Origin of the sequence: Nocardia coffeae (genome assembly GCF_019890715.1) — a bacterium.
GTDB classification, from domain to species: domain Bacteria; phylum Actinomycetota; class Actinomycetes; order Mycobacteriales; family Mycobacteriaceae; genus Nocardia; species Nocardia jiangxiensis.
The window spans coordinates 175,858-200,420 of sequence record NZ_JAINZY010000007.1 but is presented as its reverse complement, the minus strand read 5'-3'; the positions used below and the strand labels follow the sequence as shown (position 1 = coordinate 200,420).

At 67.2% G+C, this 24,563-nt stretch carries 23 protein-coding genes; 20 read left to right on the top strand and 3 right to left on the bottom strand.

Translation table 11 applies throughout. The features are described 5' to 3' along the window. The first annotated feature begins 105 nt into the window (after positions 1-105). The 14 genes from K7711_RS25525 (at position 106) to K7711_RS25460 (ending at position 15,841) form a co-directional block, all read left to right on the top strand. Positions 106-912 (top strand): FadR/GntR family transcriptional regulator, encoded by an 807-nt coding sequence (locus tag K7711_RS25525; RefSeq protein WP_222971978.1) that lies wholly within the window; start codon positions 106-108, stop codon positions 910-912. Between the two features lie 413 nt (positions 913-1,325). Then, positions 1,326-2,918 carry an SMP-30/gluconolactonase/LRE family protein gene (locus K7711_RS25520; protein WP_372460187.1) on the top strand — a complete coding sequence of 531 codons (1,593 nt, stop codon included), beginning with the start codon at positions 1,326-1,328 and terminating at the stop codon, positions 2,916-2,918. Positions 2,919-2,923: 5 nt separating this feature from the next. Further along, entirely contained in the window at positions 2,924-3,778 is an 855-nt protein-coding gene (locus K7711_RS25515) for an SDR family NAD(P)-dependent oxidoreductase (protein ID WP_222971976.1), read from the top strand. Then, the gene (locus K7711_RS25510) at positions 3,775-5,127 is read left to right on the top strand and encodes an aromatic ring-hydroxylating oxygenase subunit alpha (protein ID WP_222971975.1); all 1,353 of its coding nucleotides are present in this window, start codon (positions 3,775-3,777) and stop codon (positions 5,125-5,127) included. The genes K7711_RS25515 and K7711_RS25510 overlap by 4 nt, the downstream gene beginning before the upstream one ends. A 16-nt stretch (positions 5,128-5,143) precedes the next feature. After that, positions 5,144-6,973 (top strand): flavin-containing monooxygenase, encoded by a 1,830-nt coding sequence (locus K7711_RS25505; RefSeq protein WP_222971974.1) that lies wholly within the window; start codon positions 5,144-5,146, stop codon positions 6,971-6,973. Between the two features lie 4 nt (positions 6,974-6,977). Next, positions 6,978-7,934 (top strand): SDR family NAD(P)-dependent oxidoreductase, encoded by a 957-nt coding sequence (locus tag K7711_RS25500; RefSeq protein WP_222971973.1) that lies wholly within the window; start codon positions 6,978-6,980, stop codon positions 7,932-7,934. 19 nt (positions 7,935-7,953) lie between these two features. Next, positions 7,954-9,660: a thiamine pyrophosphate-binding protein gene (locus K7711_RS25495; protein WP_222971972.1), complete on the top strand. Its 1,707-nt coding sequence runs from the start codon at positions 7,954-7,956 to the stop codon at positions 9,658-9,660. Between the two features lie 24 nt (positions 9,661-9,684). Continuing rightward, complete coding sequence (locus K7711_RS25490) at positions 9,685-11,112, top strand: aldehyde dehydrogenase family protein (protein WP_222971971.1); 1,428 nt, start codon at positions 9,685-9,687, stop codon at positions 11,110-11,112. A gap of 5 nt (positions 11,113-11,117) precedes the next feature. After that, positions 11,118-11,978, top strand: a complete 861-nt coding sequence (locus K7711_RS25485; protein WP_222971970.1) for an SDR family NAD(P)-dependent oxidoreductase — start codon at positions 11,118-11,120, stop codon at positions 11,976-11,978. A gap of 31 nt (positions 11,979-12,009) precedes the next feature. Further along, positions 12,010-12,570 carry a nuclear transport factor 2 family protein gene (locus tag K7711_RS25480; RefSeq protein WP_222971969.1) on the top strand — a complete coding sequence of 187 codons (561 nt, stop codon included), beginning with the start codon at positions 12,010-12,012 and terminating at the stop codon, positions 12,568-12,570. A gap of 41 nt (positions 12,571-12,611) precedes the next feature. Beyond that, entirely contained in the window at positions 12,612-13,439 is an 828-nt protein-coding gene (locus K7711_RS25475; RefSeq protein ID WP_222971968.1) for a TauD/TfdA dioxygenase family protein, read from the top strand. Continuing rightward, entirely contained in the window at positions 13,436-14,191 is a 756-nt protein-coding gene (locus K7711_RS25470; RefSeq protein WP_222971967.1) for an SDR family NAD(P)-dependent oxidoreductase, read from the top strand. The genes K7711_RS25475 and K7711_RS25470 overlap by 4 nt, the downstream gene beginning before the upstream one ends. A 30-nt stretch (positions 14,192-14,221) precedes the next feature. Next, positions 14,222-14,809: a carboxymuconolactone decarboxylase family protein gene (locus K7711_RS25465; RefSeq protein ID WP_222971966.1), complete on the top strand. Its 588-nt coding sequence runs from the start codon at positions 14,222-14,224 to the stop codon at positions 14,807-14,809. Positions 14,810-14,941: 132 nt separating this feature from the next. Continuing rightward, the gene (locus K7711_RS25460; protein ID WP_222971965.1) at positions 14,942-15,841 is read left to right on the top strand and encodes an acyl-CoA thioesterase; all 900 of its coding nucleotides are present in this window, start codon (positions 14,942-14,944) and stop codon (positions 15,839-15,841) included. Between the two features lie 122 nt (positions 15,842-15,963). Here the strand turns inward: K7711_RS25460 and K7711_RS25455 are convergent, their stop codons facing one another. Continuing rightward, positions 15,964-16,620, bottom strand: a complete 657-nt coding sequence (locus K7711_RS25455) for a phosphate signaling complex PhoU family protein (protein ID WP_222971964.1) — start codon at positions 16,618-16,620, stop codon at positions 15,964-15,966. A gap of 141 nt (positions 16,621-16,761) precedes the next feature. Here K7711_RS25455 and K7711_RS25450 point away from each other — a divergent pair, with 141 nt between their 5' ends. Together K7711_RS25450 and K7711_RS25445 are read left to right on the top strand one after the other, a co-directional pair. After that, positions 16,762-17,478, top strand: coding sequence for a 3'(2'),5'-bisphosphate nucleotidase CysQ (locus tag K7711_RS25450; protein ID WP_222971963.1), 717 nt, complete (start codon positions 16,762-16,764; stop codon positions 17,476-17,478). 141 nt (positions 17,479-17,619) lie between these two features. Next, on the top strand, positions 17,620-18,795 hold the full coding sequence (locus tag K7711_RS25445; protein WP_222971962.1) for an amidohydrolase family protein: 1,176 nt from the start codon (positions 17,620-17,622) through the stop codon (positions 18,793-18,795). Between the two features lie 124 nt (positions 18,796-18,919). On the opposite strand, the gene K7711_RS25440 is transcribed toward K7711_RS25445, so the two are convergent. Further along, entirely contained in the window at positions 18,920-19,759 is an 840-nt protein-coding gene (locus K7711_RS25440) for an SDR family oxidoreductase (protein WP_222971961.1), read from the bottom strand. Next, a complete protein-coding gene (locus K7711_RS25435) occupies positions 19,756-20,235 on the bottom strand; it encodes a VOC family protein (protein ID WP_308014936.1) in 480 nt (159 codons plus the stop codon). The genes K7711_RS25440 and K7711_RS25435 overlap by 4 nt, the downstream gene beginning before the upstream one ends. Positions 20,236-20,270: 35 nt before the next feature. Between K7711_RS25435 and K7711_RS25430 the strand changes: the two genes are divergently transcribed. The 4 genes from K7711_RS25430 to K7711_RS25415 all read left to right on the top strand — a co-directional run bounded on the left by K7711_RS25430 (position 20,271) and on the right by K7711_RS25415 (position 24,563). Beyond that, complete coding sequence (locus K7711_RS25430) at positions 20,271-21,572, top strand: acyl-CoA dehydrogenase family protein (protein ID WP_222971959.1); 1,302 nt, start codon at positions 20,271-20,273, stop codon at positions 21,570-21,572. A gap of 181 nt (positions 21,573-21,753) precedes the next feature. After that, positions 21,754-22,782: a phosphotransferase family protein gene (locus tag K7711_RS25425; protein WP_222971958.1), complete on the top strand. Its 1,029-nt coding sequence runs from the start codon at positions 21,754-21,756 to the stop codon at positions 22,780-22,782. Between the two features lie 19 nt (positions 22,783-22,801). Then, a complete protein-coding gene (locus K7711_RS25420) occupies positions 22,802-23,587 on the top strand; it encodes an enoyl-CoA hydratase-related protein (protein ID WP_222971957.1) in 786 nt (261 codons plus the stop codon). Between the two features lies 1 nt (position 23,588). Further along, complete coding sequence (locus tag K7711_RS25415) at positions 23,589-24,563, top strand: NADPH:quinone oxidoreductase family protein (RefSeq protein ID WP_222971956.1); 975 nt, start codon at positions 23,589-23,591, stop codon at positions 24,561-24,563.

Genomic DNA, 24,563 nt, shown 5'->3' with positions numbered 1-24,563 from the left:
TCACAGACCCCTGGGTAAACTCGCACGCGTGAACGCACCGATACGGGCAGGTCAAGCGCACGGAACAGGCACGTCCGACACATGCCTGCGCACGGGTGGAACAGCATGACCAACGCACGGCGCGGCCGGATCCCGCAACGCCGCATCGCGGAGACCGTCGCCGCGGAACTGCGCACCCGCATCCTGTCCGGCGACGACGACTACCGCCTGCCCACCCAGGACCAGCTGGTGCAGGATTTCGGCGTCAGCTACCCGTCGATCCGCGAGGCGCTGCGCATACTCGAGACCGAGGGCCTGGTCACGGTGCGGCGCGGCAATGTAGGGGGCGCGGAGGTGCACCGTCCCGACGAGTCCTCCGCCGCATACCACCTGGGTCTGGCCCTGCAGGGCGCCAAGGTCACCCTGGGCGATCTGGCCGCCGGACTGCGCACGCTCGAACCGTTGTGTGCGGCCGAATGCGCCCGTCGCGAGGACCGCGCCGAGGTGATCGTCCCGGCGCTCGAGGCGAGCATCGAGGCGTCCGCGGAGCTGATCGGCGAGGGTCTACCGTTCACCCACACCGCCCGGGACTTCCACGATCTGATCGTCTCGTTCACCCCGAACGCGACCATCCGCTACGTGGTCAGCAGCCTGGTCGCCCTGTGGTCCTCCCAGGAGGAAGCCTGGGCCGAGGTGCTCACCAAACGCGGTGAGTACCCCTCCCCCTCCGAGTCCCAGGAGTCGGTCCGCACGCACCGCCGCCTGCTCGAGGAGATCGCCGCGGGCCGCGCCGAGGCCGCCGAGCGCCTCTACCGCGCCCACCTCACCGCCACCCAGGCGCTGGTCCTGGAGCGTTTCGACAACGGCATCGTCAACGCCACCTCCGACCTGGCCCGGCAGGCGATCCAGTCGAGCCGGGGCCCCCGCGTCTGAGCTGACGCGAGCCGCCCGACCGGCACGGATCACGCTGCTCCGCAGCCGCTTTCACCCACGGACACCATGAGCTGTCCGGCACGCGGTTTCCGCCTGCCGACGGAACCGCCGCCACACCCGGACCGACCCGCGCACGTCGCACATCGTCGACGCCTCCCCACCGAGCGGACTTTCGCACGGCCGCAACCCATCCGGGCCCGAAGCGGTCCGGGCCATGCCGCCCGCCATCCCCGTCACAGCGCCGGGCAGTGTAGTCCCGGAAAAACAGCCCTTCAAGTATTGCTATCCTTATGAGGATTGAAGTAGCGTAGCCCCACGCAAAGTGGCGTGCGTCACGACCGCCGATTCGGCCGGGTCCGCAGCCACCTTTCGGACAAAACACCGACGTTCTCTTCAGCATGGGAGGCCCCGCCGTGACCCTGGGGGCGCGCTACAGCAGCACCACTCCGGTTACCCTCGCCGACGGATGGAGCCTGCGACGGCTCACTCCGCCGAGCCGACTGTTCGGCGCCAACGGATTACGCACCGGACCCGATGGCCGCGTCTACGTCGCCCAGGTCGCGGGCAGCCAGATCAGCGCCCTGGATGTGACCACCGGCGATCTCGAAACCGTCAGCGCCAAGGGCAGCGACATCATCGCCCCCGACGACCTGGCCTTCGATCCCGGCGGCAACCTCATCGCCACCGAGTACATGGACGCGCGGGTCAGCGTGCGCAACACCGACGGCAGCACCCGGGTGATCCGCGCGGATCTGCCCGGCGCCAACGGGATCACCGTGCACAACGGCCGCCTGTTCGTCAACGAGTGCCGGATCGGCGGGCGCCTGATGGAACTCCCGCTGGACGGCAGCGCACCGCGCGTCCTGCAGGACAACCTGGTGATGCCCAACGCCATGGAGGTCGGCCCCGACGGCCTGCTCTATTACCCGGTGATGGGCTCCAACGACATCTGGCGGATCGATCCGGACGGCGGTGAACCCGAGCGTGTCGCAGGCGATCTCGGCACGCCCGACTCGGTCAAATTCGATTCCGCGGGACGTATCGTCTCCACGCAGGTAGCGACCGGCGAGGTGTTGCGCATCGATCCACGCACCGGTGAGCGCCGGGTCCTGGCGCAGCTCGCGCCCGGCCTGGACAACTGCACGTTCGTCGGCGACCGGCTGTTCGTCTCGAACTTCTGCGGCGAGATCACCGAGATCCTGTCCGACGGAGCAACCAAGACCGTGCTCGACGGCGGCCTGATGTGGCCGCTGGATCTGACCGTCGATGCCGAGGGCAATCTCTACGTCGCCGACGGCACCTTCTTCTACGTGCTGCGCGATGGCGAATTGCGCGTGGTGGCATCGCTTTTCAGCGCCGGGACGCCCGGTTATGTCCGCGGCGTCAGCGCCGTGGGCCCGGGAGAGTTCCTGTGCGCCACCTCCGGCGGGCAGATCGCCTACCACCGGCTGCATCCCGAGCCGGAGACCGAGGTGGTGGCCGACGGATTCGACCAGCTCTACGGCATCGCCGCCGGACCCGACGGAGCCATCGTCGCCGCGGAGCTGGGCACCGGCCGGGTGTTGTCGGTCCGGGCGGGCGGGGCCGATGTACTCGCCTCCGGCCTGCGGGATCCGATGGGCGTCGCGTTCGGGCCGGACGGGGCGACCCTGGTCTCCGAATCCGGCGCCGGACGGGTCGTCTCGATCGGCAGCCGGGTGGACACCGTGGTGGACGGTCTGGACACCCCGCAAGGAATCCTGGTGCGCGGCAACCGATTGCTCATCGTCGACGTCGGGCTCAACGCCCTGATCGGCGTCGATCTCGTCACCGGCGAACGCGAGACGATCGCGGCGGATCTTCCGCTCGGCGCTCCGCCGGGAGTGGTGCCAAAACCGCTGTTGGGCACGCCCCCGTTCTCCGGTCCGATGGGCCCGTTCGCGGGGATCGCCGCCGGACCCGACGGCACGATCTACCTGTCCGCAGACGCCGAGGGCAGCGTGCTGGCGCTGCGGTACACGGAGTGAGCCAGATGACCAACGAATTCTTCGGCCTCGACGGCCGCATCGTCATAGTCTCCGGCGCGGGCGGCGGCGGTATCGGCACCGCAGTGACCCGCCTGGTCGCCGAGGCCGGAGGCACCGTCCTGGCCGTCAGCCGCTCACCGGAGAACCTCGCGAAACACATCGAACCCCTTGCCGCCCAGGGGCTTCCGGTCATCTCCGTGGCAGCCGACGCGTCCACCGAGGAGGGCATCGCGACGGTCATGCAGCGCGCCCGCGAGACCGACGGCCAGCTCTACGGCCTGGTCAACGTCGCCGGCGGCGCCGCGCCGAGCACCTGGATGCCCGCGACCCGGGTCACCCGCTCGGACTGGCAGGCGCTGTTCACCCAGAACCTCGAGACGATGTTCTTCTTCAGCCAGGCCGTCGCGGCGGAACTGAAATCGCAGTCCCTGCCCGGCTCGATCGTCTCGCTCTCCTCGATCAGCGGGATGAACACCGCGCCGTTCCACATCGCTTACGGCACAGCGAAAGCCGCGCTGGTCGCGGCCACCCGGACGTTGGCGGTCGAACTCGCGCTGGACGACATCCGGATCAACGCGGTCGCGCCCGGCGTCACCGAAACGCCCGCCTCGGGCACCTATGTCGACACCGATCCCGAACGCGACCGCCGCGCCATCGCCATGGGCCGGCGCGGCACGCCCCGGGAGCAGGCCGGCGCGATCCTGTTCCTGCTCTCCGAACTGTCCGGCTACGTGACCGGACAGACCCTGCTCGTGGACGGCGGCCTGAATCTCAAGTGGACCCATCTGGGCGCCGACAACACCTCCCTGTTCCTGAAGGACGAATCGTTCCGCGCGGCCATCACCAGGAGTAACCCATGACCGAGACAGCAGCCGAACAACTCTCCACCCCGATGACGATCGGCGTGGAGGCGTACACCTCCCCGGAATACGCTCGCGCCGAAGGGGATCGGCTGTGGGCCAAGGTGTGGCAGCAGGTGTGCCGGGTGGAGGAGTTGCCCCGGGTGGGCGATTTCCTCAGCTACGAGATCCTCGACGATTCGGTGATCGTCGTGCGCACCGCCGAGGACACCATTCGCGCGTACCACAACGTCTGCGCGCATCGCGGCCGCCGACTGGTCGACACCCCGCCCGGCGCGCACGACGCTCGCGGCAGCCGCAAACAGTTCGTCTGCGGATTCCACGGCTGGCGCTACGACCTGCAGGGCAACAACACCTTCGTGCCCGAGCGCGGGGACTGGCCGTGCGGGCTGACCGAACGCAACGACGGCCTGAACCAGGTCCGCCTGGACACCTGGGGCGGCTGGGTCTGGATCACCCTGGATCCGGATGCGGAACCACTGCGCGAATATCTGGAACCCGCTGCCACCCTGCTGGATCCGTTCCACCTGGAGAACATGCGATACCGGTGGCGGCGCTGGCTGACCTTCGACTGCAACTGGAAGGTCGCCTTCGAAGCGTTCATGGAGACCTACCACGTGCCCTACACCCACCCGGAATTCATGAATTTCGGCGACTTCCTGGGCTGGGGCCGCGCGCAGGGCAAGCACAGCAATATCGGTTACGACGCGCCGAAGGGTATGGAGGAGAACCAGGGCAAGCTGCGTATCGGCAGCGGCGCGGACGCGCGGCTGTCCACCGCGCAACTGCAGAATTTCACCTGGGAGAACGCCAACACCAACACCACCGAATCCATGGTGGCCGTGGCCAATCGGCTGGCCGAGGAACTGCCCGAGGGCACCGCGCCCGGTGAGGTGCTGCGGTACTGGCTGGAAACCTGCCGGCGCGAGGACGCCGAACGCGGGGTGATCTGGCCGACCGTCGATCCCGAGATCGTCGCCAAGAGCGGCACCTCGTGGCAGATCTTCCCCAACTTCCAGATCGGCCACGCGCCGAACAACATGCTGTGCTACCGATTCCGGCCCTACGGGTTCGATCCGGACAAGTGCATCTTCGAAGCTTCGGTGTTCGAACTGTTCCCGCCCGGCCAGGAGCCGAAGACCGAATGGATCTACACCCCGGTCGGCGACGAGGGCTGGCGCACCGTGCTCCCCCAGGATTTCGACAATATGGCCGCGGTTCAGCAGGGCATGAAATCCCGCGGATTCTCCGGCCTCAAACCGAATCCGTACCGCGAACGCACCATCGTGAACCTGCACCACAACCTCGCGTCCTACATGGGCACCGGCGAGCCACGCGACCTGGTCTGAGTAATAAGGAATTTGGATGGAAAACTGCTCACCCACGCAGACACCCGAGGTCGACCGGGAGGCGCTGCGGCTGAAATATCTGGCCGAGCGGGACAAGCGGCTGCGCCCGGAGGGCCAACAGCAATATCTGGAGGCCGACGACGAATTCGCGGACTTCTACGAGGGCGATCCGCATCTGCCCGTCCAAGCGCGCGAGCCGATCTCCGGCGAGCTCGAGGTGGCGGTGCTGGGCGGCGGTTTCGCCGGTCTGATCACCGCGCACCGGCTGCAGCAGGCCGGGGTCACCGATTTCCGGATCATCGAATTGGGCGGCGATTTCGGCGGTGTCTGGTATTGGAACCGGTACCCGGGGATCCAGGTCGACTCGGATTCCTACTGCTATCTCCCCTTGCTCGAGGAAACCGGTTTCATGCCGAAGGAGAAGTTCTCCCACGGCGACGAATGCTATGAACACGCCCAGCGCATCGGCCGGCATTTCGGCCTCTACGAGCACGCGTTGTTCCACACGCTGATCCGCTCACTGGAATGGGACGCGCAACTCGAGCGCTGGCGGATCACGACCAATCGCGGCGACACGATCGACGCCCGCTTCGTGGTCATGTGCCAGGGCCCATACAACCGGCCCAAACTGCCCGGCATCCCGGGAATCGCGGATTTCGACGGACATCTGTTCCACACCGCGCGCTGGGACTACGAGTACACCGGCGGAAATCTGCACGGCGGCCTGGACAGGCTGGGCGACAAGCGGGTCGCTGTGATCGGCACGGGTTCCAGTGGCGTGCAGGCTATTCCGCACGTGGCCCGCGGAGCGAAGCATCTGACGGTGTTCCAGCGGACCCCGTCCTACATCTTCGAGCGGGACAACCACCCGACCGATCCGGAATGGGTGAAATCCCTCGAACCCGGGTGGCGCGCGGATCGGCAACGCAACTTCCACAACGCGGCCTTCGCCTTCTACTCCCCCGGCGAGCCCGACCTGATCTGCGACGGCTGGACCGAGGTCGCCCGCAATCTGGCCGCCAAACTCAACGAGACGAACGGCTGGGCGGCCCTGGCCGATCCGGCGAAGTTCCTGGAGCTCAAGGAGATCGAGGACTACCGGTCGATGGAGCGGCTGCGGCAGCGGATCGCGCAGACGGTGACCGATCCGGAGACCGCGGAGATCCTCAAGCCGTACTACCGCAACATGTGTAAGCGGCCGGTGTTCAACGACGACTACCTGCCGACCTTCAACCGCCCCAACGTCACCCTGGTGGACGTCTCGGCGAGCAAGGGCGTGGAGCGGATCACCGAGAAGGGCGTCGTGGCCGGCGGCGTGGAATACGAAGTGGACTGCATCATCCTGGCCAGCGGCTTCGAGATCACCACCTCGCTGGACCGGCAGTACGACATCGAACCGTTCACCGGCCGCGACGGCCGATCGCTGTACGAGCACTGGGGCAAGGGTTTTCGCACCCTGCACGGGATGAGCACGAACGGCTTCCCGAACATCTACTTCACCGGATTCATCCAGGGCGGGGTCACCGCGGCCACGACGCTGATGTTCGAGCAGCAGGCCGACCACATCGCCTACATCATCGCCGAGGCCAAGGCACGCGGGCTCACGGCCGTGGAGCCGACCGAGGCGGCCGAGCAGGAGTGGGTCAGCACCGTGCGGGCCAATACCGTGGACAACAGCACCTTCGTCACGGAGTGCACGCCGGGCTACTACAACAGCGAGGGCGAGCCGAACGGCCGCTCGTTCCTGGGTGATCCGTTCTGGGGCGGGTTCTACGTGCTCGAGGAGCTGCTGCAAACCTGGCGCGACGCGGGCGATCTGGCGGGCCTGTCCCTGAAGGAGAGGTAAGCCGTTGTCCTCCTTGCGATTCGATGATCGCGTCGCCGTGATCACCGGCGCCGGAAGAGGTCTCGGCCGCGCCTACGCGATGCTGCTCGCCGAGCGCGGCGCCTCGGTCGTGGTGAACGATCCCGGCGCCAGTGTGCGCGGCGACTCCCCCGACGACGGAGTGGCCGCCGAGGTGGTCCGGGAGATCACCGCGGCGGGCGGAACCGCCGTCGCCTGCACCGCCTCGGTGGCCACCCCCGAGGGCGGCCGGGCGATCGTCGAATCGGCGGTCGAGCATTTCGGCCGCCTGGACATCCTCGTGCACAACGCCGGAAACGTCCGCTACGGATCGCTCACCGAGTTGAGTTACGAGGATTTCGAAGCGGTCGTGGACGTGCACCTGCGTGGCGCGTTCCACGTCGTGCGCGCGGCCTTTCCGGTGATGCGCGCGGCCGGATACGGGCGGGTGGTGCTCACCTCCTCGATCGGCGGCATCTACGGCAACAAGTCGGTCGCCAACTACGCGGTGTCCAAGGCGGGGGTGATCGGGCTGTCCAACGTCGTCGCGCTGGAGGGCGCCGACGCGGGCATCACGAGCAACGTCATCATCCCCTCGGCGCTGACCCGGATGGCCGACGGACTGGACACCTCCGCCTACCCGGATATGAGTCCGGATCTGGTCGCGCCCGCGGTGGGCTACCTGGCGCACGAATCCTGTTCGCTCACCGGGGAATTGCTCGTCGCGATCGCCGGACGCGTGGCCCGTGCGTACATCGCCGAGACGCCCGGGGTGTACCGGCCGTCCTGGACCGTCGACGAGGTCGCCGACCACATCGACGAAATCCGCGACACCCACGATTCCTGGATCCTGCCGCCATTGTCGGCGCACGCGGACCACATCGGCAGGAGCTTCGCGATGGCTGCCGAATCCGCACCGAAGGTCGGCACGGCATCGACCCGAACCACTCCCGCTACTACCTGATCAGGGAAGCAGGCACAGCATGACAGTGAAGGTCTACGAACGCATTCTGGAACTCTTCGAGGCCGAGGGGATCAACACCATCTTCGGCATCCCGGATCCGAATTTCGTGCATATGTTCCACCGCGCGCAGGAGCGCGGCTGGACGGTCGTCGCGCCGCATCACGAGGAATCGGCCGGGATGATGGCCGAGGCGGTCTCGCGCATGACCGGTAAGCCCGCGGTGTGCATCGGCACGCTCGGACCGGGTATCGCGAACCTGGCCGGTGCGATCATGTGCGCCAAGGTGGAGAACTCCCCGGTGATCTTCCTGGGCGGCCAGCGCGCCCGGATCACCGAGCAGCGGGTTCGCCGCGGGCGCATCCAGTTCGTGCAGCAGACCCCGCTCATCGAGAACGCGGTGAAGTACAGCGCCAGTATCGAATACGCGGATCAGACCGACGAGATCATCCGCGAGGGCCTGCGCAAGGCCCTGTCGGGCACGCCCGGACCGGTGTACATCGAATACCCCTCGAATGTGATCCTCGAGGATCTGGACGTTCCACCGGCGTTGCCGCCCAAGGCATACCGGCTCGTCGGCCAGACCGCGGGAGCCGATCGCATCACCGAGGCCGTCGAAGCCATCCGGGCCGCGAAGCAGCCGGTGCTGCTGGTCGGGCACGGCGTGCACACCGCGCGGGCGGGGGCACAGGTCAAGGAACTCGCGGATCTCGTTGCCGCACCGGTCATCCAGACCTCCGGCGGCACCTCCTACATCGCCGGGCTCGAGGATCGCACCTTCCCGTACGGCTTTTCGCCCTCGGCCGTCGAGGCGGTCGTACAGTCGGATCTGTGCCTGGCCATCGGCACCGAACTCGGCGAGCCGGTGCACTTCGGCCGCGGCTACCACTGGGTGGCGAACGAGGCGAACCGGAAATGGATTCTGGTGGAACAGGATCCGTCCTCGATCGGAGTGAACCGCCCGATCGATGTGCCGCTGGTCGGCGATCTGCGCGCGATCGTTCCGCAATTGATCGAGGCGCTGCGCGACACCCCGCGCAGCCCGTCCCCGGAACTGGCCGGGTGGATCGAACGCGATGCCGCCCGACTGGCCGAACTGGCCGAATCCGCGCCCTCCGGGATGTCGCCGGTCCATCCGGCGCGCTTGAGCGTGGAGGCCACCAAGGCCTTCCCGCCGGACGGCATCATGGTCCGCGACGGCGGTGCGACAACGATTTTCGGCTGGACCTACTCGCAGGCCAAACCGCACGACGTCATCTGGAACCAGAACTTCGGTCATCTGGGCACGGGTCTGCCGTACGCGGTCGGCGCCTCGGTCGCCGACGGCGGTAAGCGCCCGGTCATGCTGGTCACCGGCGATTCGTCGTTCCAGTTCCAGATTGCCGAGCTGGAAACCGCTGCGCGCCTGAATCTTCCGCTGGTCTGTGTGGTGGGCGTGGACTACGCCTGGGGTCTCGAGGTCGGGGTCTACAAGCGCACCTTCGGACAGGGGTCGCTCGAGACCGGCGTGCACTGGAGCACCGAGACCCGGTTGGACAAGGTCGCCGAGGGATTCGGCTGCTACGGCGAATACGTCGAACGCGACGAAGACATCGCCCCGGCCATCAAGCGGGCGTACGCCAGCGGCAAGCCCGGCGTGATCCACGTCGCCGTCGACCCCAAGGCGAATTCCGAGGAGATGCCGAGCTACGACGAGTTCCGCACCTGGTACGCCGAGGGACAGCAGTAGGCCCGGGACGAGGACGGACGAATCATGCGTGAGTACTTCAAGTTCTATATCGACGGCAAGTGGGTCGATCCCGCGGAACCGACGACTTTCGATGTGATCAATCCCGCCACCGAGCAGGTGGCGGGACGGGTCTCGCTCGGCTCGGCGGCCGATGTGAACCTGGCGGTCGCGGCCGCGCGCCGGGCGTTTCCTACCTGGTCGGCCACCAGTGTGGCCGACCGGCTCGACCTCCTGCGCGCCATCGAGAGCGAATATGCCGGGCGCCGTGCGGATCTGGGTGCGGCACTCACCGAGGAGATGGGCGCACCGGCCGCACTGGCCAACGGCTTCCAACTCGATCTGGTGGCAGGGCATCTCGCCGAGGCGATCTCGGTGCTGGAGAAATTCTCCTTCTCCGAGCGACGCGGGCAGACCCTGCTGATCAAGGAGCCGATCGGCGTCTGCGGGCTGATCACGCCGTGGAACTGGCCGTTGAGTCTGATTGCGGTGAAACTCTTTCCGGCGTTGGCGACCGGCTGCACGATGGTGCTCAAACCGTCCGAGCAGTCGCCGTTCAACGCCCAGATCCTCACCGAAATCCTCGATGCGGCAGGCGTTCCCGCCGGCGTTTTCAATCTTGTGCAGGGTGACGGGCCGGGCGTCGGAACACAACTGTCGGCGCATCCGGACGTGGATATGATCTCCTTCACCGGGTCTGTTCGCGCGGGTGTGGAGATCGCGCGCAATGCCGCGGCCACCGTCAAGCGGGTAACCCAGGAACTAGGCGGCAAGGGCCCGAACCTCATCCTCGACGATGCGGAATTCGCCGCCAATGTCGCCAAGGGCGTGGCGGGCATGATGATGAACTCCGGGCAGACCTGCAGTGCCACAACGCGAATGCTGGTCCCGGCGCATCGGATGGCGGAGGCGATCGACGCCGCGCGTGCGGCGGCCGAGCAGGTCACGGTCGGCGACCCGGCCGAGGACGTCACCATCGGACCGGTGGTCTCGAAGGCACAGTTCGACAAGATCCAGGCGCTGATCCAGGCGGGTATCGACGAGGGCGCCACGCTGGTCAGCGGCGGCACCGGGCGGCCCGACGGCCTCGAGCGCGGATTCTTCGTCAAGCCAACGGTTTTCGCGAATGTCACCAACGATATGACCATCGCCCGCGAGGAGATCTTCGGCCCGGTGCAGTCGATCCTGGGCTATGCCGATATCGACGACGCGGTGGCCATCGCCAACGACACCGAATACGGCCTGGCCAGCAATGTGGCCGGAACCGATCTCGACGCCGCCCGCACGATCGCGGCCCGGATCCGCTCGGGCTGGGTTTCGATCAACGACGCCGTCGACTTCGGCGCCCCGTTCGGCGGATACCGCCGCAGCGGCAACGGACGCGAGTGGGGCGCAGCCGGATTCGAGGAATACCTGGAGATCAAGGGCATCCTCGGCTACGAGCCCGAAGCGTAGCGCTGATGGCCGCACTGTCGGGCAAGGTCGCCGTCGTCACCGGGGCGAGCCGGGGTATCGGGAAAGGTATCGCGCTCGCCCTGGCCGAACAGGGGTGCACGGTGTACGTGACCGGCCGCACGGTGACGCCCGGCTCCCGTCCGCTACCGGGCACGGTCGGCGAGACCGCCGCCGAATGTACCGCGCGGGGCGGGGAAGGCATCGCCGTGCGGGTGGATCACACCTGCGACGATCAGGTGGCGGACCTGTTCGACCGGGTCCGGCGGCGGTCCGGACGCTTGGACATCCTGGTCAACAACGCGTTCTCGCTGCCGGAGGATCTCACCGATCCGGCCCCGTTCTGGGAAAAACCCCTCACGAACTGGGAGATGATCGACGTCGGGGTCCGGTCGAATTTCGTGGCGGCCTGGCACGCCGCGTCGATCATGGTGCCGCAGGGTTCGGGGCTGGTCGTGGCGATCTCCGGTTACACCGGGGTGAGTTATACGTACGGAGTCGTCTTCGGGACGGCGAAATCCGCGGCGGACCGGATGGCGCGGGATATGGCCGTGGAGTTGAAACCGTATGGCGTGACATCGATCTCGCTGTGGCAGGGACTGACCTGGACCGAACGGGCGCAACGCAATCTGGCGACCATCCCGGGCCTGGACGGTCAGGCCGCCACCCTGCCGCACAACGGATGCTCCCCCGAGTATCCGGGCCGGGTGGTCGCGGCCCTGGCCGCCGATCCGGACGCCCTGGCCCGCACCGGCGGTACCTACATCACTGCCGAACTCGCCGGTGACTACGGCATCACCGATATCGACGGTTCGGTGATCCCCTCGCTGCGAGCGACCCGCGGCGACCCCATCTGGTCACCCATCTGACCTTGCCGCACAAAGCATTACGGAGAGCACGATGACCGCATCCCCCGGCGCGGAAACCCTCGCCAGACTCGAGGCACTGCTGGACCGGCAGGACATCCTCGACGCGCTGACCCGGTTCAGCCGGGGAATGGACCGCTTCGATCAGGAGTTGTTCCTGTCCGCCTTCCATTCCGACGCCACCATCGCAGCAGGCGATTTCGTCGGCGGACCCGTCGAGCTGTTCGATTGGTCCAGGGCGATGCACGAGGCGGGACAGATTGCGACACAACATAATCTGCTCAACCTCACGGTGGACGTCGATGGCGACACCGCGCACACCGAGCTGTACTACCTGTTCGCCGCACGAAATCGCGACGAGAGCAACTGGATCGCGGGCGGCCGTTACCTGGACCGGTTGACCCGGCGCGACGGCCGGTGGCGAATCATGCTGCGCACCACCGTGATCGAGTGGTCCGGCATGGTGCCCACGATGCCGATCCCCTTCGCCGACGTGCCCGGCATCCACGGCAACGGCAAACCCTCGCGCAGTGCCGAGGATCCCTCGTATCGGCGCCCCCTGATCAACCTGCGGGAGCCGAAAATCCCAGCGTAAGCGTTGAATTCAGCACACGAGTGTGTAGGAAGGAGCGGCGCATGTCCGCACTCACCACCGAGAAATTGAGTGAGACGGTCGGGGTGAAGATCCTCGGCGTGGACGCCGAACGGCTGGTCGCCGACGAGGACCTGCCGGGGCAGTGTCTGGAACTCCTGGAGCGACACAGCGTGCTGCTGTTCCCCGAACTGCACGCCGGGGACGCGGCCCAGGTGGCGTTCTCGCGGAAGCTGGGACCGCTGGCGAGTTTCCCCAACTTCCCGAACGAGCACGTCATGATCATCAGCTTCGATCCGGACAACCCGAATGCGAAGTACTACCCCAGTAACGACTACTGGCATATCGACGGGTCCATGGACGAGGTGCCCGCCCGCGCCTCGATCATGAGCGCGCACGAGATCACCGCGGAGGGTGGTGAGACGGCGTTCGCCAGCACCTACGCCGCCTATGACGCGTTGTCCGAGCGGGAGCGCGAGCAGTTCGCCGAGATGCGGGTCATCCACCGCATGGCCAGGATCCAGAGCCGGACCTTCGCGGATCCGACGCCGGAACAGCAGGCGGACTGGGCGCGCTTTCCGGATCGGGAGCACCCACTGGTGTGGACGCACGAATCCGGCCGCAGGTCACTGGTTTTCGGCGCTTCGGCCTCGCACGTGGTCGATATGGATTTCGACCGGGGCCAGGCGCTGCTGGACGAGTTGCAGGAGCGCGCCACCACCCCGGACCGGATCTACAAGCACACCTGGTCGGTCGGGGATCTGGTCATCTGGGACAACACCGGGCTCGTCCATCGGGCCTGTGAATTCGACCGGTCGCTGCCGCGGCGCATGCACCGGTCCACTCTCGTCGGACAGGAGCCGATCCAGTGAGTACCGCACACACCCCGCGCACGGCCGTCGTCACCGGCGGCGCCTCGGGAATCGGCGGGGCCATCGCCCGTCGGCTGGCCGACGACGGAGCCCGGGTGGCGATTTTCGATCGAGACGGCGAGGCGGCGCAGGCCGCCGCGAAATCCATTGCGGAGAGTGGGAATCGAGCGCTCGGGTTCGAGGTCGACGTGACCGATCGGGCCGCGATCGACGCCGGAGTCGCACAGGTGCGCGAGCAACTGGGTGCACCCGGGATCCTGGTCAACAGTGCGGGTATAACCGTGGCCGGGCCCTCCCTCGAGGTCACGGCCGAGACCTGGAACCGGGTGCTCGCGGTCAATCTGACCGGCACCTTCGACTGCTGTCAGGCGGTGCTGCCGGACATGATCGACGCCGGGTGGGGGCGCATCGTGAACATCTCCTCCTCCAGCATGCATTCGGGCGTGCCCGGGATGGCCGCGTACGTGTCCTCGAAAGCGGGCGTGGTCGGACTCACCAAGGTGCTGGCACTCGAATTCGGCAAGAAGGGCATCACCGTCAACACGATTCCGCCCGGATTCATCGAAACGCCCATGATGCGGGACACCCTGAGCAAAGGCGTGTTCGATATGGATCTGCAACTGGCCAGGACTCCGGTGGGCCGCATCGGCCAACCCGAGGACATCGCCGCCACCTGTGCGTTCCTGGTCAGCGAGCAGGCCGGTTACCTCACCGGGCAGGTCATCGGCGTCAACGGCGGCCGCAACACCTGATCCCGTTCCGCCACAAGAGGAGTCACCATCATGCCCCGCATATCCCCGCTGCCGAAGCCGGAATGGTCGCCGGAGATGACCGCGTTCGTCGACGGCTTCCGCTCCGCGGTCATCGGGAAGAAGCCGACCCAGGAGAACCAGAGCGGGTCCCATCTGCTCGGCACCCTGGCACGCTATCCGGCTCTGGCCCAACCGTTTCTGACGTTCAACCGCCACCTACTCTCGGGCACCTCGCTCACCGCTCGTCAGCGCGAGCTGCTCGTCCTGCGCGTGGCGCATCTGCGGCAGTGCGGGTACGAGTGGGCACAGCACGTCATCCTGGGCGAGCGTGCGGGCCTGACGTCCGAGGAGATCGCTCGAATCTCCGGCGAACCCACTGCCGCGCAATGGAAACCGCTGGACCGAGCGATGCTCGCCGCGGTCGACGAACTACTCGCCGACGGCATCATCGCCGACGTGACGTGGACGACGTTGTCGGGAGAGCTCACCGAGGACCAGTTGATGGACCTGGTCTTCACCGTCGGCACGTACGCCATGGTCGCCATGACCCTGCGCTCGTTCGGCATCGAACCGGAGGAAGCGCTGCGGCCGTATCTCCCGGACCAGCAGAAAGGCTAGTATCAATGTTGGAGAATATCATTCTCACCGAGAGGAGAAGCATGCATACGGCCTGCGCTGTCAGTCCGCGACAGGAGCGGCACCCGCTTCGACGCGCCGATAACCCGGCCCGCACACCGGGCGGGCTGCGCGGTGGCTGCTGAGACTTACCCTGCCGCAGACGATCCCGAGGCTCCCGCGTGGACCCAGGCCGAACTCGTGCGCCTGATGGACGTCGAACCACAGGGCGCAGGCCGTTATCTCGCACCCGCGCACGGCCCGACGATCCGCAACGTCGTCGAGGCCGGTCAGATGCTCGGCAGCGCCGTGGTGGCTGCCGCGAAAGAAGTTCCGCGACAACGGGTCACCTCGGTCTCGATGATCTTCTCGCGGGTCGCGAAGCACACCGAGCCGCTGTCGATCGAGGTCGACATGCTCCGTTCCGGGCGGACGCTCGGCACCGGACAGATCCATATCCGCCAGGATGATTCGCTGTGCTGCGCGGGCATCGCCCTGCTCGACGCGACCGCACCCGACCTGGTGCGTTCGGCGGCGCCGATGCCGCAGGTGGCCCCACCGGACGGACTGCGGCCGATGGCCATACCGGGCACGGAGGTCCTCGGTCGCGACATCCGCGTGGTCGACGATGCCTACGATCCGGATCCCGATCGGATCGGCCCGCCGGAGTTGTTCGTGTGGACACGATTTCGCGACGCACCCGACCGCGACAATCTACACGCCGCCCTGCTGACCCAGTCCACCACGCACTGGACGGTCGCCGCCGCCCTGCGTCCACACGCCGGATTCGGCGAGGCCATGGCACACCGGAGCATCTCCACCGGAATCACCATGGCCACCATCACCTTTCACGACGACGTGGATGTCTCCCAGTGGCTGCTCTACGGCACCCGCATCACCTATGCCGGGCGTGGCCACGCCCAGAGCCAGGGGCAGATCTTCACCGAGGACGGCCGCCTGGTCGCCTCCTACGGCGTGCACGCCATGCTCCGCGCCTTCCAACCGCGCGGCAGCGGTAGCGGCGAGTTGCTATAAGGCGCTGCACCGCAACGCCATCCCACGCAGACACGGCACCGCGAAACTCAGCGGCCCCGATGACCGGAATCGTCATCGGGGCCGGGCGAAAAGGGAACAGTAGGGGGTGTGGGCTCGTAGGTCTACTCCGCGGCCTCCAACGACAGCGGCGTGCCGGTGTGGAAGAAGTTGATCAGTCCGCCGATCCGCCCGCAATGCTCGGCACAGCGTTCGTAGTGGTGGATCAACAGCGCCAGATCCATCGCCACCGTGTGACCGTGCGGCCATTCCGGGGCCGACACCCGGGCCAGCACCTCGGCACGCAGCTCGGCCAGCTCCGCATCCGGCGGAACCAGGACGTCCCCCTTGCCCGGAGGTGCGGCGATGGCCGCATTGGTCGCCGCGATCAGCTCGGCAGTCGCTCGTCCGACGGCCGCGAGCTGCTCGGCCACCTCCGGCGGCGCCAGCGGATCCGGGAAGTACCGCACCGCCATCTCGGCGATACCGCTGATCAGCGAGCCGATCCTGGACAGATCATCGGTGATCCGGATGGCGCTGACCACTTGGCGTAGGTCGCGAGCGACCGGCGCCTCCAGTGCGAGCAGAATGACGGCCCGATTCTCGCAGGCCGTATATCCGGTCTGAAGTTCTTCATCGGCCGCAAGGGCCTCGTACGCGGCGGTCAGATCGGCCTGAGCCAACCCCACCGCGGCTCGTTCGGATGCCAGGGATGCCAACTCCGCGAGCCTCCCGAGTTCCTCGCTGAGCGCCGCGAGCTCTGCGGCGAATTTAGTTCGCACGCCGTAATCTTCGCTGTTTTCACCGCCATATGCACAACTTCCGTAAAACCATCCGCGCGGTCCGTTCGCTGTCCGGTATAAGCGCCCCGGACCCCACCCGGCTCTGGCGCACTCGGGCAAGCCAAGGTAATGATGACTGGCATGGATGATCACAGCGTTGCCGCGCAGCTGGCGGCCGAGGCCGGTGAGTTACTGCTCGAAATCCGGCACGAGGGCGGAGCGGCCGGGGACCGGAAGTCGAACGAGTTGCTGTTGCGGCGGCTGGCCGAACTGCGGCCGGACGACGCCGTGCTCTCCGAGGAGAGCACCGACAACCCGATCCGGCTCGAACGTGAACGCGTGTGGATCATCGACCCGTTGGACGGCACCCGCGAATACGGCCAGCCGCCCCGTCCGGACTGGGCCGTGCACGTGGCTCTGGCCGTCGACGGGGTCGCCGTCATCGGCGCGGTGGCGTTGCCCGCCGCCGACCTCGTCCTGCACACCGGAGAACCGCCCGTCCTCCCCCCGGCCACCGATGGCCCGATTCGCTTGGTGGTCTCCCGGACTCGCCCGCCGGCCTGCGTCCATCTGCTGGTGAACCATCTCGACGCCACCACCGTGCCGATGGGTTCAGCCGGGGCGAAAGCCATGGCCGTGGTCCGCGGCGAGGCCGATATCTACGCTCACTCCGGCGGCCAGTACGAATGGGACTCCTGCGCACCGGTCGCCGTGGCAGCCTCCGCGGGCCTGCACGTCTCCCGCCTCGACGGCTCCCCCCTGCGCTACAACCGCCGCGACCCCTACCTCCCCGACCTGCTCATCTGCCGCCCGGAGCTGGCCGACACCGCACTGGGCGTCCTCCGCGCGGCATCCTGAGCATCCCGCCACAGCATCACCGGCCACGGCCGGTGATGCTGGCGTACAACCACGTCGAATTGCTTTCCTTGCAATCCTTGTAGGCATTGCACCCTCCCTCATGTGAGAATAAAATTCTCCTAAAACGTGAAGGAGACTTACATGCCCAAGCGGGATCTGCCCTATCGGCTGTTCGACGCCGACAACCACCTCTACGAGACCAAGGAGGCACTGACCAAGTTCCTCCCGAAGCAGTACCAGGACGCGGTCAAGTACGTGGAGGTGGACGGCCGCACCAAGATCGCGATCCTCGGCCAGATCAGCGAATACATCCCGAACCCGACCTTCGACGTGGTCGCCGCGCCCGGGGCCATGGAGGACTACTTCAAGAACGGCAATCCCGAAGGCAAGAGCATGCGGGAGATCTTCGGCAAGCCGATCCGTTCCACCGACGCCTTCCGCGATCCGGTCGCGCGCATCGAGGTCATGGACGAGTTGCAGATCGATCGGGCGCTGATGTTCCCGACGCTGGCCAGCCTCGTCGAAGAACGCATGAAGGCCGATCCGGAACTCATCCACGCGGTCATCCACTCGCTCAACCAGTGGCTCCACGAGACCTGGTCGTTCAACCACGAGGACCGCATCTTCACCGTGCCGGTGATCAGCCTGCCGATCGTGGAGAAGGCCATCGAAGAACTGGAATGGGTCGTCGAACGCGGCGCGAAGGCGATCCTGGTGCGTCCCGCGCCGGTCCCCGGCCTGCGCGGCCCGCGCTCGTTCGCGGTGCCGGAGTTCGACCCGTTCTGGAAGCGCGTGGTCGAACTCGACGTGCTGGTCACCATGCACTCCTCCGACAGCGGCTACGCCCGCTTCGCCTCGGAATGGGACGGCACGCAGCGCGAGATGCTGCCGTTCGTCACCAACACCTTCAAGATGGTCAACGCCTGGCAGCCGATCCGCGACGCGATGGCTTCCTGGGTGTGCCACGGTGCGCTGTACCGCTTCCCGGAGCTGAAGATCGCCGTCATCGAGAACGGCGCGGCCTGGCTGCCCGGCCTGCTGGAAGACCTCGCCTCGATCTACAAGAAGGCCCCCGAGGGCTTCCCCAGTGATCCGGTCGAGATGATCAAGAACATCTACGTCAGCCCGTTCTGGGAAGAGGATCTCGTCGAGCTGTCCGGCCTGATCGGCGCGGACCACGTGCTGTTCGGCTCGGATTACCCGCATCCGGAGGGCCTTGCGGAGCCCGCGCGCTACGTCGACGAGATCAAGGACCTGTCCCTGGACGATCAGTCGAAGATCATGGGCGGCAACCTCGCTCGGCTGCTGAACGTCTAGCGGACGCGGTAGCCCCGACAGCTCGTCGCCCCCGGCGGTTCTTGCCGGGGGCGAAGCTGTTTCCCCGCTGCCACTACCGCGACGCAACGCCTCGCCGCCGAATATCACCGGAGACCAGAAACATTCACTTCGTGGACCGTCCGGCCACCCGCACTGCGGCCATCACCCCGCCGTCGACCAGCAGGTCCGTCCCGTTGAGGAAGCTCGCTCGGTCCGACAGTGCGAATGCCACGACATCGGCGACCTCGTCGGCAATACCGGTGCGCCCCAGCGGGGTTCGTTCGATGAGCGCCGCGATGCTCGGCTGCTCCGCGGCTTCCTGTCGCCCCTGCGGGGTATCGATCATGCCCGGCGAGACCGAGCAGATGCGCGCACCCGAGGGCCCCAGGCGGACCGCCTCCTGCTCCACGAATCGATGGACGCCACGTTTCGCCCAGCCGTAGGCGACGCCCGGCTTCTCCACGACCGGGCCGAGCACCTCGCGCAGCCGGTCGAGGAATCGCGGGTCGAGCGGATCGTCCAGGATCGCCAGGGCGGCCGGATCCGGAGGCGTGGGATCCAGCAGCGGGGCCATCGAGGCGAAACAGACTGTGGCCGTACCGGATACGGCCAGCGGGCGCAGGGCCTGCGCGAGCAGGGCGGTGCCGATCAGGTCGACGGTGAAGATATCGCGCCAGTCCCCCATACTCGGGGAGATCCCGGCCGCATGCGCGACCGCACGGAGTTCACCGAGCTCGCCGATCCGCTCGGCCAGGTGTGCCAGGCCCTGCGCGTCGGTGATGTCCAGCGCCACCGATTCCACTGTGACACCGGGATTTTCGGCCGCCAGAACATCTCGCGCCGCATTCGCGGTGGCCGCGTCACGATCGACCAGCAGCAACTCATCGACCAGTCCCGCCACTCGCTGTGCGCAGGCGTATCCCATGCCGCGACCGCCGCCGGTCACGATTCCCACGGTGTTCATGCCACCCCCTCCGGCGCGGCCCAGCAGCGCGAGAGCCCGGATTCGGCCGCGCGATCGACCAGTTCCACCCGGAAACCGTCGGCACTGCGCAGGAAGGCGAAGAACAGCCCACCCTGCGCACCGGGGCGGGTGGCCTCGGCCAGATAGCCGTGTTCGACCAGCGCCGCGGTGTCGGCGGCGACGTCGTCGGACCAGTAGCCGATGTGGTGCACCCCGGCCTCCCCCGCCGGATCCCACAGCGTGTTCGCGATACTGCGCACCACCTCCAGGCGCGGCACCGTTATCGAATACACGCACCGCAGATCCAGGTCCACGGCCGCACCGCCGGGCCGATCCACCGTGACGGGCCCACCGACCTCCGGCCCCCACTCGTACCCGAGCACCTCGGTCAACCGCGCCACGGTGGCCTCGAAATCCGCCGCCACGATGCCGATGTGGAACTGATCACCAGGATCAAGAATTGCGTTCTTTATCACGAGAAGGATATTCTCACTTTGAGAGAGGAGGCGCAATGGCATGGGATTTCGAGACGGACCCCGAGTACCAGCGCAAGCTCGACTGGGCCGATGAGTTCGTCCGCGAGGAGGTCGAGCCGCTCGACCTGGTCTGGGAGCACGAGCAGTTCGTCCCGCTGGAAGGGGCGCGCCGCGCGGCGATCGAGCCGCTCAAGAAGCAGGTGCGCGAACAGGGATTGTGGGCCACCCATCTGGGCCCGGACCTTGGCGGGCAGGGTTACGGACAGTTGAAACTGGCGCTGCTCAACGAGATTCTGGGTCGCTCGTCCTGGGCGCCGATCGTCTTCGGCTGTCAGGCCCCGGACACCGGCAACGCCGAGATCATCGCCCACTACGGCACCGCGGAGCAGAAGCGACGCTATCTGCAACCACTACTGGAGGGCGAACTGTTCTCCAGCTATTCGATGACCGAACCGCAGGCCGGGGCCGACCCGACCCGCTTCACCACCCGCGCCACCCGCGACGGCGACGACTGGATCATCAACGGCTGGAAGTTCTTCTCCTCCAACGCGAAAACCGCGGCCTTCCTGATCGTCATGGCGGTGACGAATCCGGATGTCAGTCCGTACCAGGGCATGTCGATGTTCCTGGTACCCACCGACACCCCCGGCATCGATATCGTGCGCAACGTCGGCCTGTACGGCGAACCGCTGGACGGCGGCTCACACGCGCTCATCCACTACGACAACGTCCGGGTGCCCGCCGAGGCACTGCTCGGCGGCGAGGGTCAGGCATTCGTCATCGCGCAGACTCGTCTGGGCGGCGGGCGGATCCACCACGCCATGCGCACGATCGGCCTGGCGCAGCAGGCGGTGGACATGATGTGCGAGCGGGCCCTGAGCCGCGAGACCGCCGGAAGTCGTCTGGCGGACAAGCAATTCGTACAGGGCTACATCGCCGACTCCTACGCGCAACTGGCCCAGTTCCGGCTGTTCGTGCTGAACACCGCGTGGAAGATCGACAAGTACAACGACTACAAGAAGGTCCGCAAGGACATCGCCACCGCGAAGATCATCATGCCGACGGTGCTGCACGACATCGCTTGGCGGGCGATGCAGGTGCACGGCGCACTCGGCACGACCAACGAGATGCCCTTCTTCCGGATGATTCACGGCGCGGGCGTGATGGGTCTGGCCGACGGCCCGACCGAGGTGCACAAGGGCACCGTCGCCAAACAGGTACTGCGCGACTACCAACCGACCGACGGCATGTGGCCCACCCAGTGGATTCCAGCGAAACAGCAAGCGGCGCGGGCGAAATTCGCGGAATTCCTGGAGCACGAGGCGGGAAATCTGTGAGCGCCGCACGTCGGACCGGCCCCGTGGGTGCGCGGGCCGCCATGGCACAGACGATTCGAACCCGCACCGGCACAACAGAAACCGCGAACATCGACCGACCTGGGCGAGCACACCGGCACGGTCCGACTCGTGCCCGCCGAGGCCGATGCGAGAGGTCCGCACGAATGAACGTAGGGCAACCATGAGTATCGATACCGCGCGTCTGGCCGAGTGGATGGACGAGCAGGGCCTGCCGGGGAAGGGCGAGCCGATCGAGGCACGATTCCTGTCCGGCGGCACGCAGAACGAGATCTACCGCATCGGCCGGGGTGAGCACGTCTGCGCCATCCGCATTCCGCCGCCCGAAGCGCCCACCGAGCGGGATGCGGGCATTCTGCGCGAGTGGCGGATCATCGAGGCGCTGGAGGGCACCGACGTCCCGCACACCGCGGCGGTCGCGGCTTGCACCGACGCTTCGGTCCTGGGCCGCACGTTCTATCTGATGGGTTTCGTGGACGGCTGGTCGCCGATGGATCATCGCGGCGTGTGGCCCGAACCGTTCGACTCCGATCACACCCTGCGCGCGGGGCTGGGTTATCAACTCGCCGAAGGGATCGCGCTGCTGTCCCGGGTGGACTGGCAGGCCAAGGGGCTGCACGATCTGGGCCGACCGGACGGCTATCACGAACGTCAGGTCGCGCGGTGGCTGAGCTTCTACGACCGGATCGACGGCGCACGCACCCTCGACGGCATGGATGTGGCGACCGAATGGCTGCGCACCCACCGGCCGCTGGACTACATTCCCGGACTCATGCACGGTGATTACCAGTTCGCCAACGTGATGTTCCAGCACGGCGGCCCGGCGCGACTGGCCGCCCTGGTGGACTGGGAGATGGGCACCGTCGGCGATCCGAAGCTGGATCTGGGCTGGATGTTGCAGGGCTGGCCCGAGGACACCAGCGATCCCGCGGTCGCGAACAAGGGCTACGCGAATATGCAGTACATGCCCTCGCGCGAGCAGATTCTGGCGCACTACGCCGAGGTCTCGGGACGCCAGATCGACGATATCGACTACTACCTGATCCTGGCCAAGTGGAAACTGGCCATCGTGCTCGAGCGTGGATTCCAGCGCGCCAAGGGCGATGTGAAACTGGAATCGTTCGGCCCGGTGGTGGTCGACACGATGCGTTCGGCCGCCGAGCTGGCCGAGAGCACGAAGTACGCACGTTGACATCCAGGAAGGAATCTCGATGACCGAGAACACCGACACGAACAGCGAACTCGTCGTCGAACGGTCCGGGGCGGTGCTGATCGCTCGCCTCAACCGGCCCGAGGCGCGTAACGCGTTGAACGGCAATCTGATTCGTGGCATCGGGCAGGCCGTGCTGGATGCCGAGGCCGATCCGGGGATCCGCGCGATCGTGCTCATCGGCACCGGCGACCGCGCCTTCTGCGCGGGCATGGATCTGCGCGCGTTCGCCGAAGGCGAGACCTTCGGCGCGGACGCGGCTACCGAGGCGTACGGGCGACTGAGCAAGGGGCAGGCGGGTGTGCCGGTGGTCGGCGCGGCCAATGCCACGGCGGTCGGCGGCGGTCTGGAACTGTTGCTCGGGTGCGATGTCGTCGTGGCCTCCTCGGCCGCGAAATTCGGCTTCCCCGAGGTCAAGCGGGGATTGTTCGCCGCGGGCGGCGGCACCACGGTCGGCACTCGGATTCCGCTGGCCATCGCACTGGAACTGCTGCTGACCGGTGACTTCGTCAGTGCCGCAAGGGCATACGAGGTCGGGCTGATCAACGCCGTCGCCGAACCCGACGAGGTGCTGTCCACCGCGGTGGCCCTGGCCGAGCGGATCGCCGCCAACGCGCCGCTGGGTCTGGCAGCTTCCAAAGAGCTGGCCCGCCTTGCGGTCGCCGACGCCGACGAGGCCGAGGCGCGCCTGAAGACCTGGCAGGCAAAGGTTTTCACCAGTGCCGACGCCAAGGAGGGCGCTCGCGCGTTCGCCGAGAAGCGCACCCCGCAGTGGCAGGGCAACTGACGTGCGCGCGGTGATCTGCCCGGCCTACGGGCCGCCGGAGGTCATCCGCATCGAGGAACGGCCGTCGCCCGCACCCGGACCGGGACAGGTCCGGGTGCGGGTCGGCGCGGCCGCGGTCAACTTCCCCGATGTGCTGGTGATCGCGGGCGAATACCAGATCAAGGTGCCGCCGCCGTTCGTGCCGGGCAGCGAATTCGCCGGAGCCGTGGTCGAAGTCGGCGATGCGGTCACCGAGCTCGCGGTGGGCGACCGGGTGACCGGCACCGGCATCGTCGGGGCATTCGCCGAGGAGATCGCGGCACCCGCGAAAGGACTCGCGCGCATCCCCGACGGGGTGGACGATCATCGCGCCGCGGCGTTCGGAGTCGCGTATCGGACCGCCTATCACTGTCTGCGGTCCGTGGCGCGGGTAGGCGCCGGAGATCGGCTGGTGGTGCTCGGCGCGGGCGGTGGAGTCGGCCTCGCCGCGGTGCAACTCGGCGTGCAGTTGGGCGCGGAGGTCACCGCCGTGGCTTCCTCGGCCGAAAAACTCAGCGCGGCAGCCGGGTACGGCGCGACGCAACTGATCGATCACACCACCGGAGATCTGCGTGGCGCGTTGCGCGAGGCGTTACCGGAGGGTGCGCACGCGGTCCTGGACCCGGTGGGCGGTCGGCTGTCCGAGCCCGCACTGCGTTCCCTCGGGCGCGGGGGCCGATTCGTGACCGTCGGCTTCGCCTCGGGCGTGATTCCGCAGATCCCGCTGAATCTGGTGCTGGTCAAGGGAATTCAGCTCCTCGGTTTCCAGTTCCAGGATCTGGATCGGGACGAGTTCGCGCGCAACGAACGCGAATTGCGCGAATTGCTGACCACGGGGCGGGTGCACCCGCACATCAGTGCGGTCTATCCGCTCACCGATGCGGCGACGGCGCTACGCCGGGTGGCCGACGGCAAGGCGATCGGCAAGATCCTGATCGATCTCACGGCTGCATCCTGA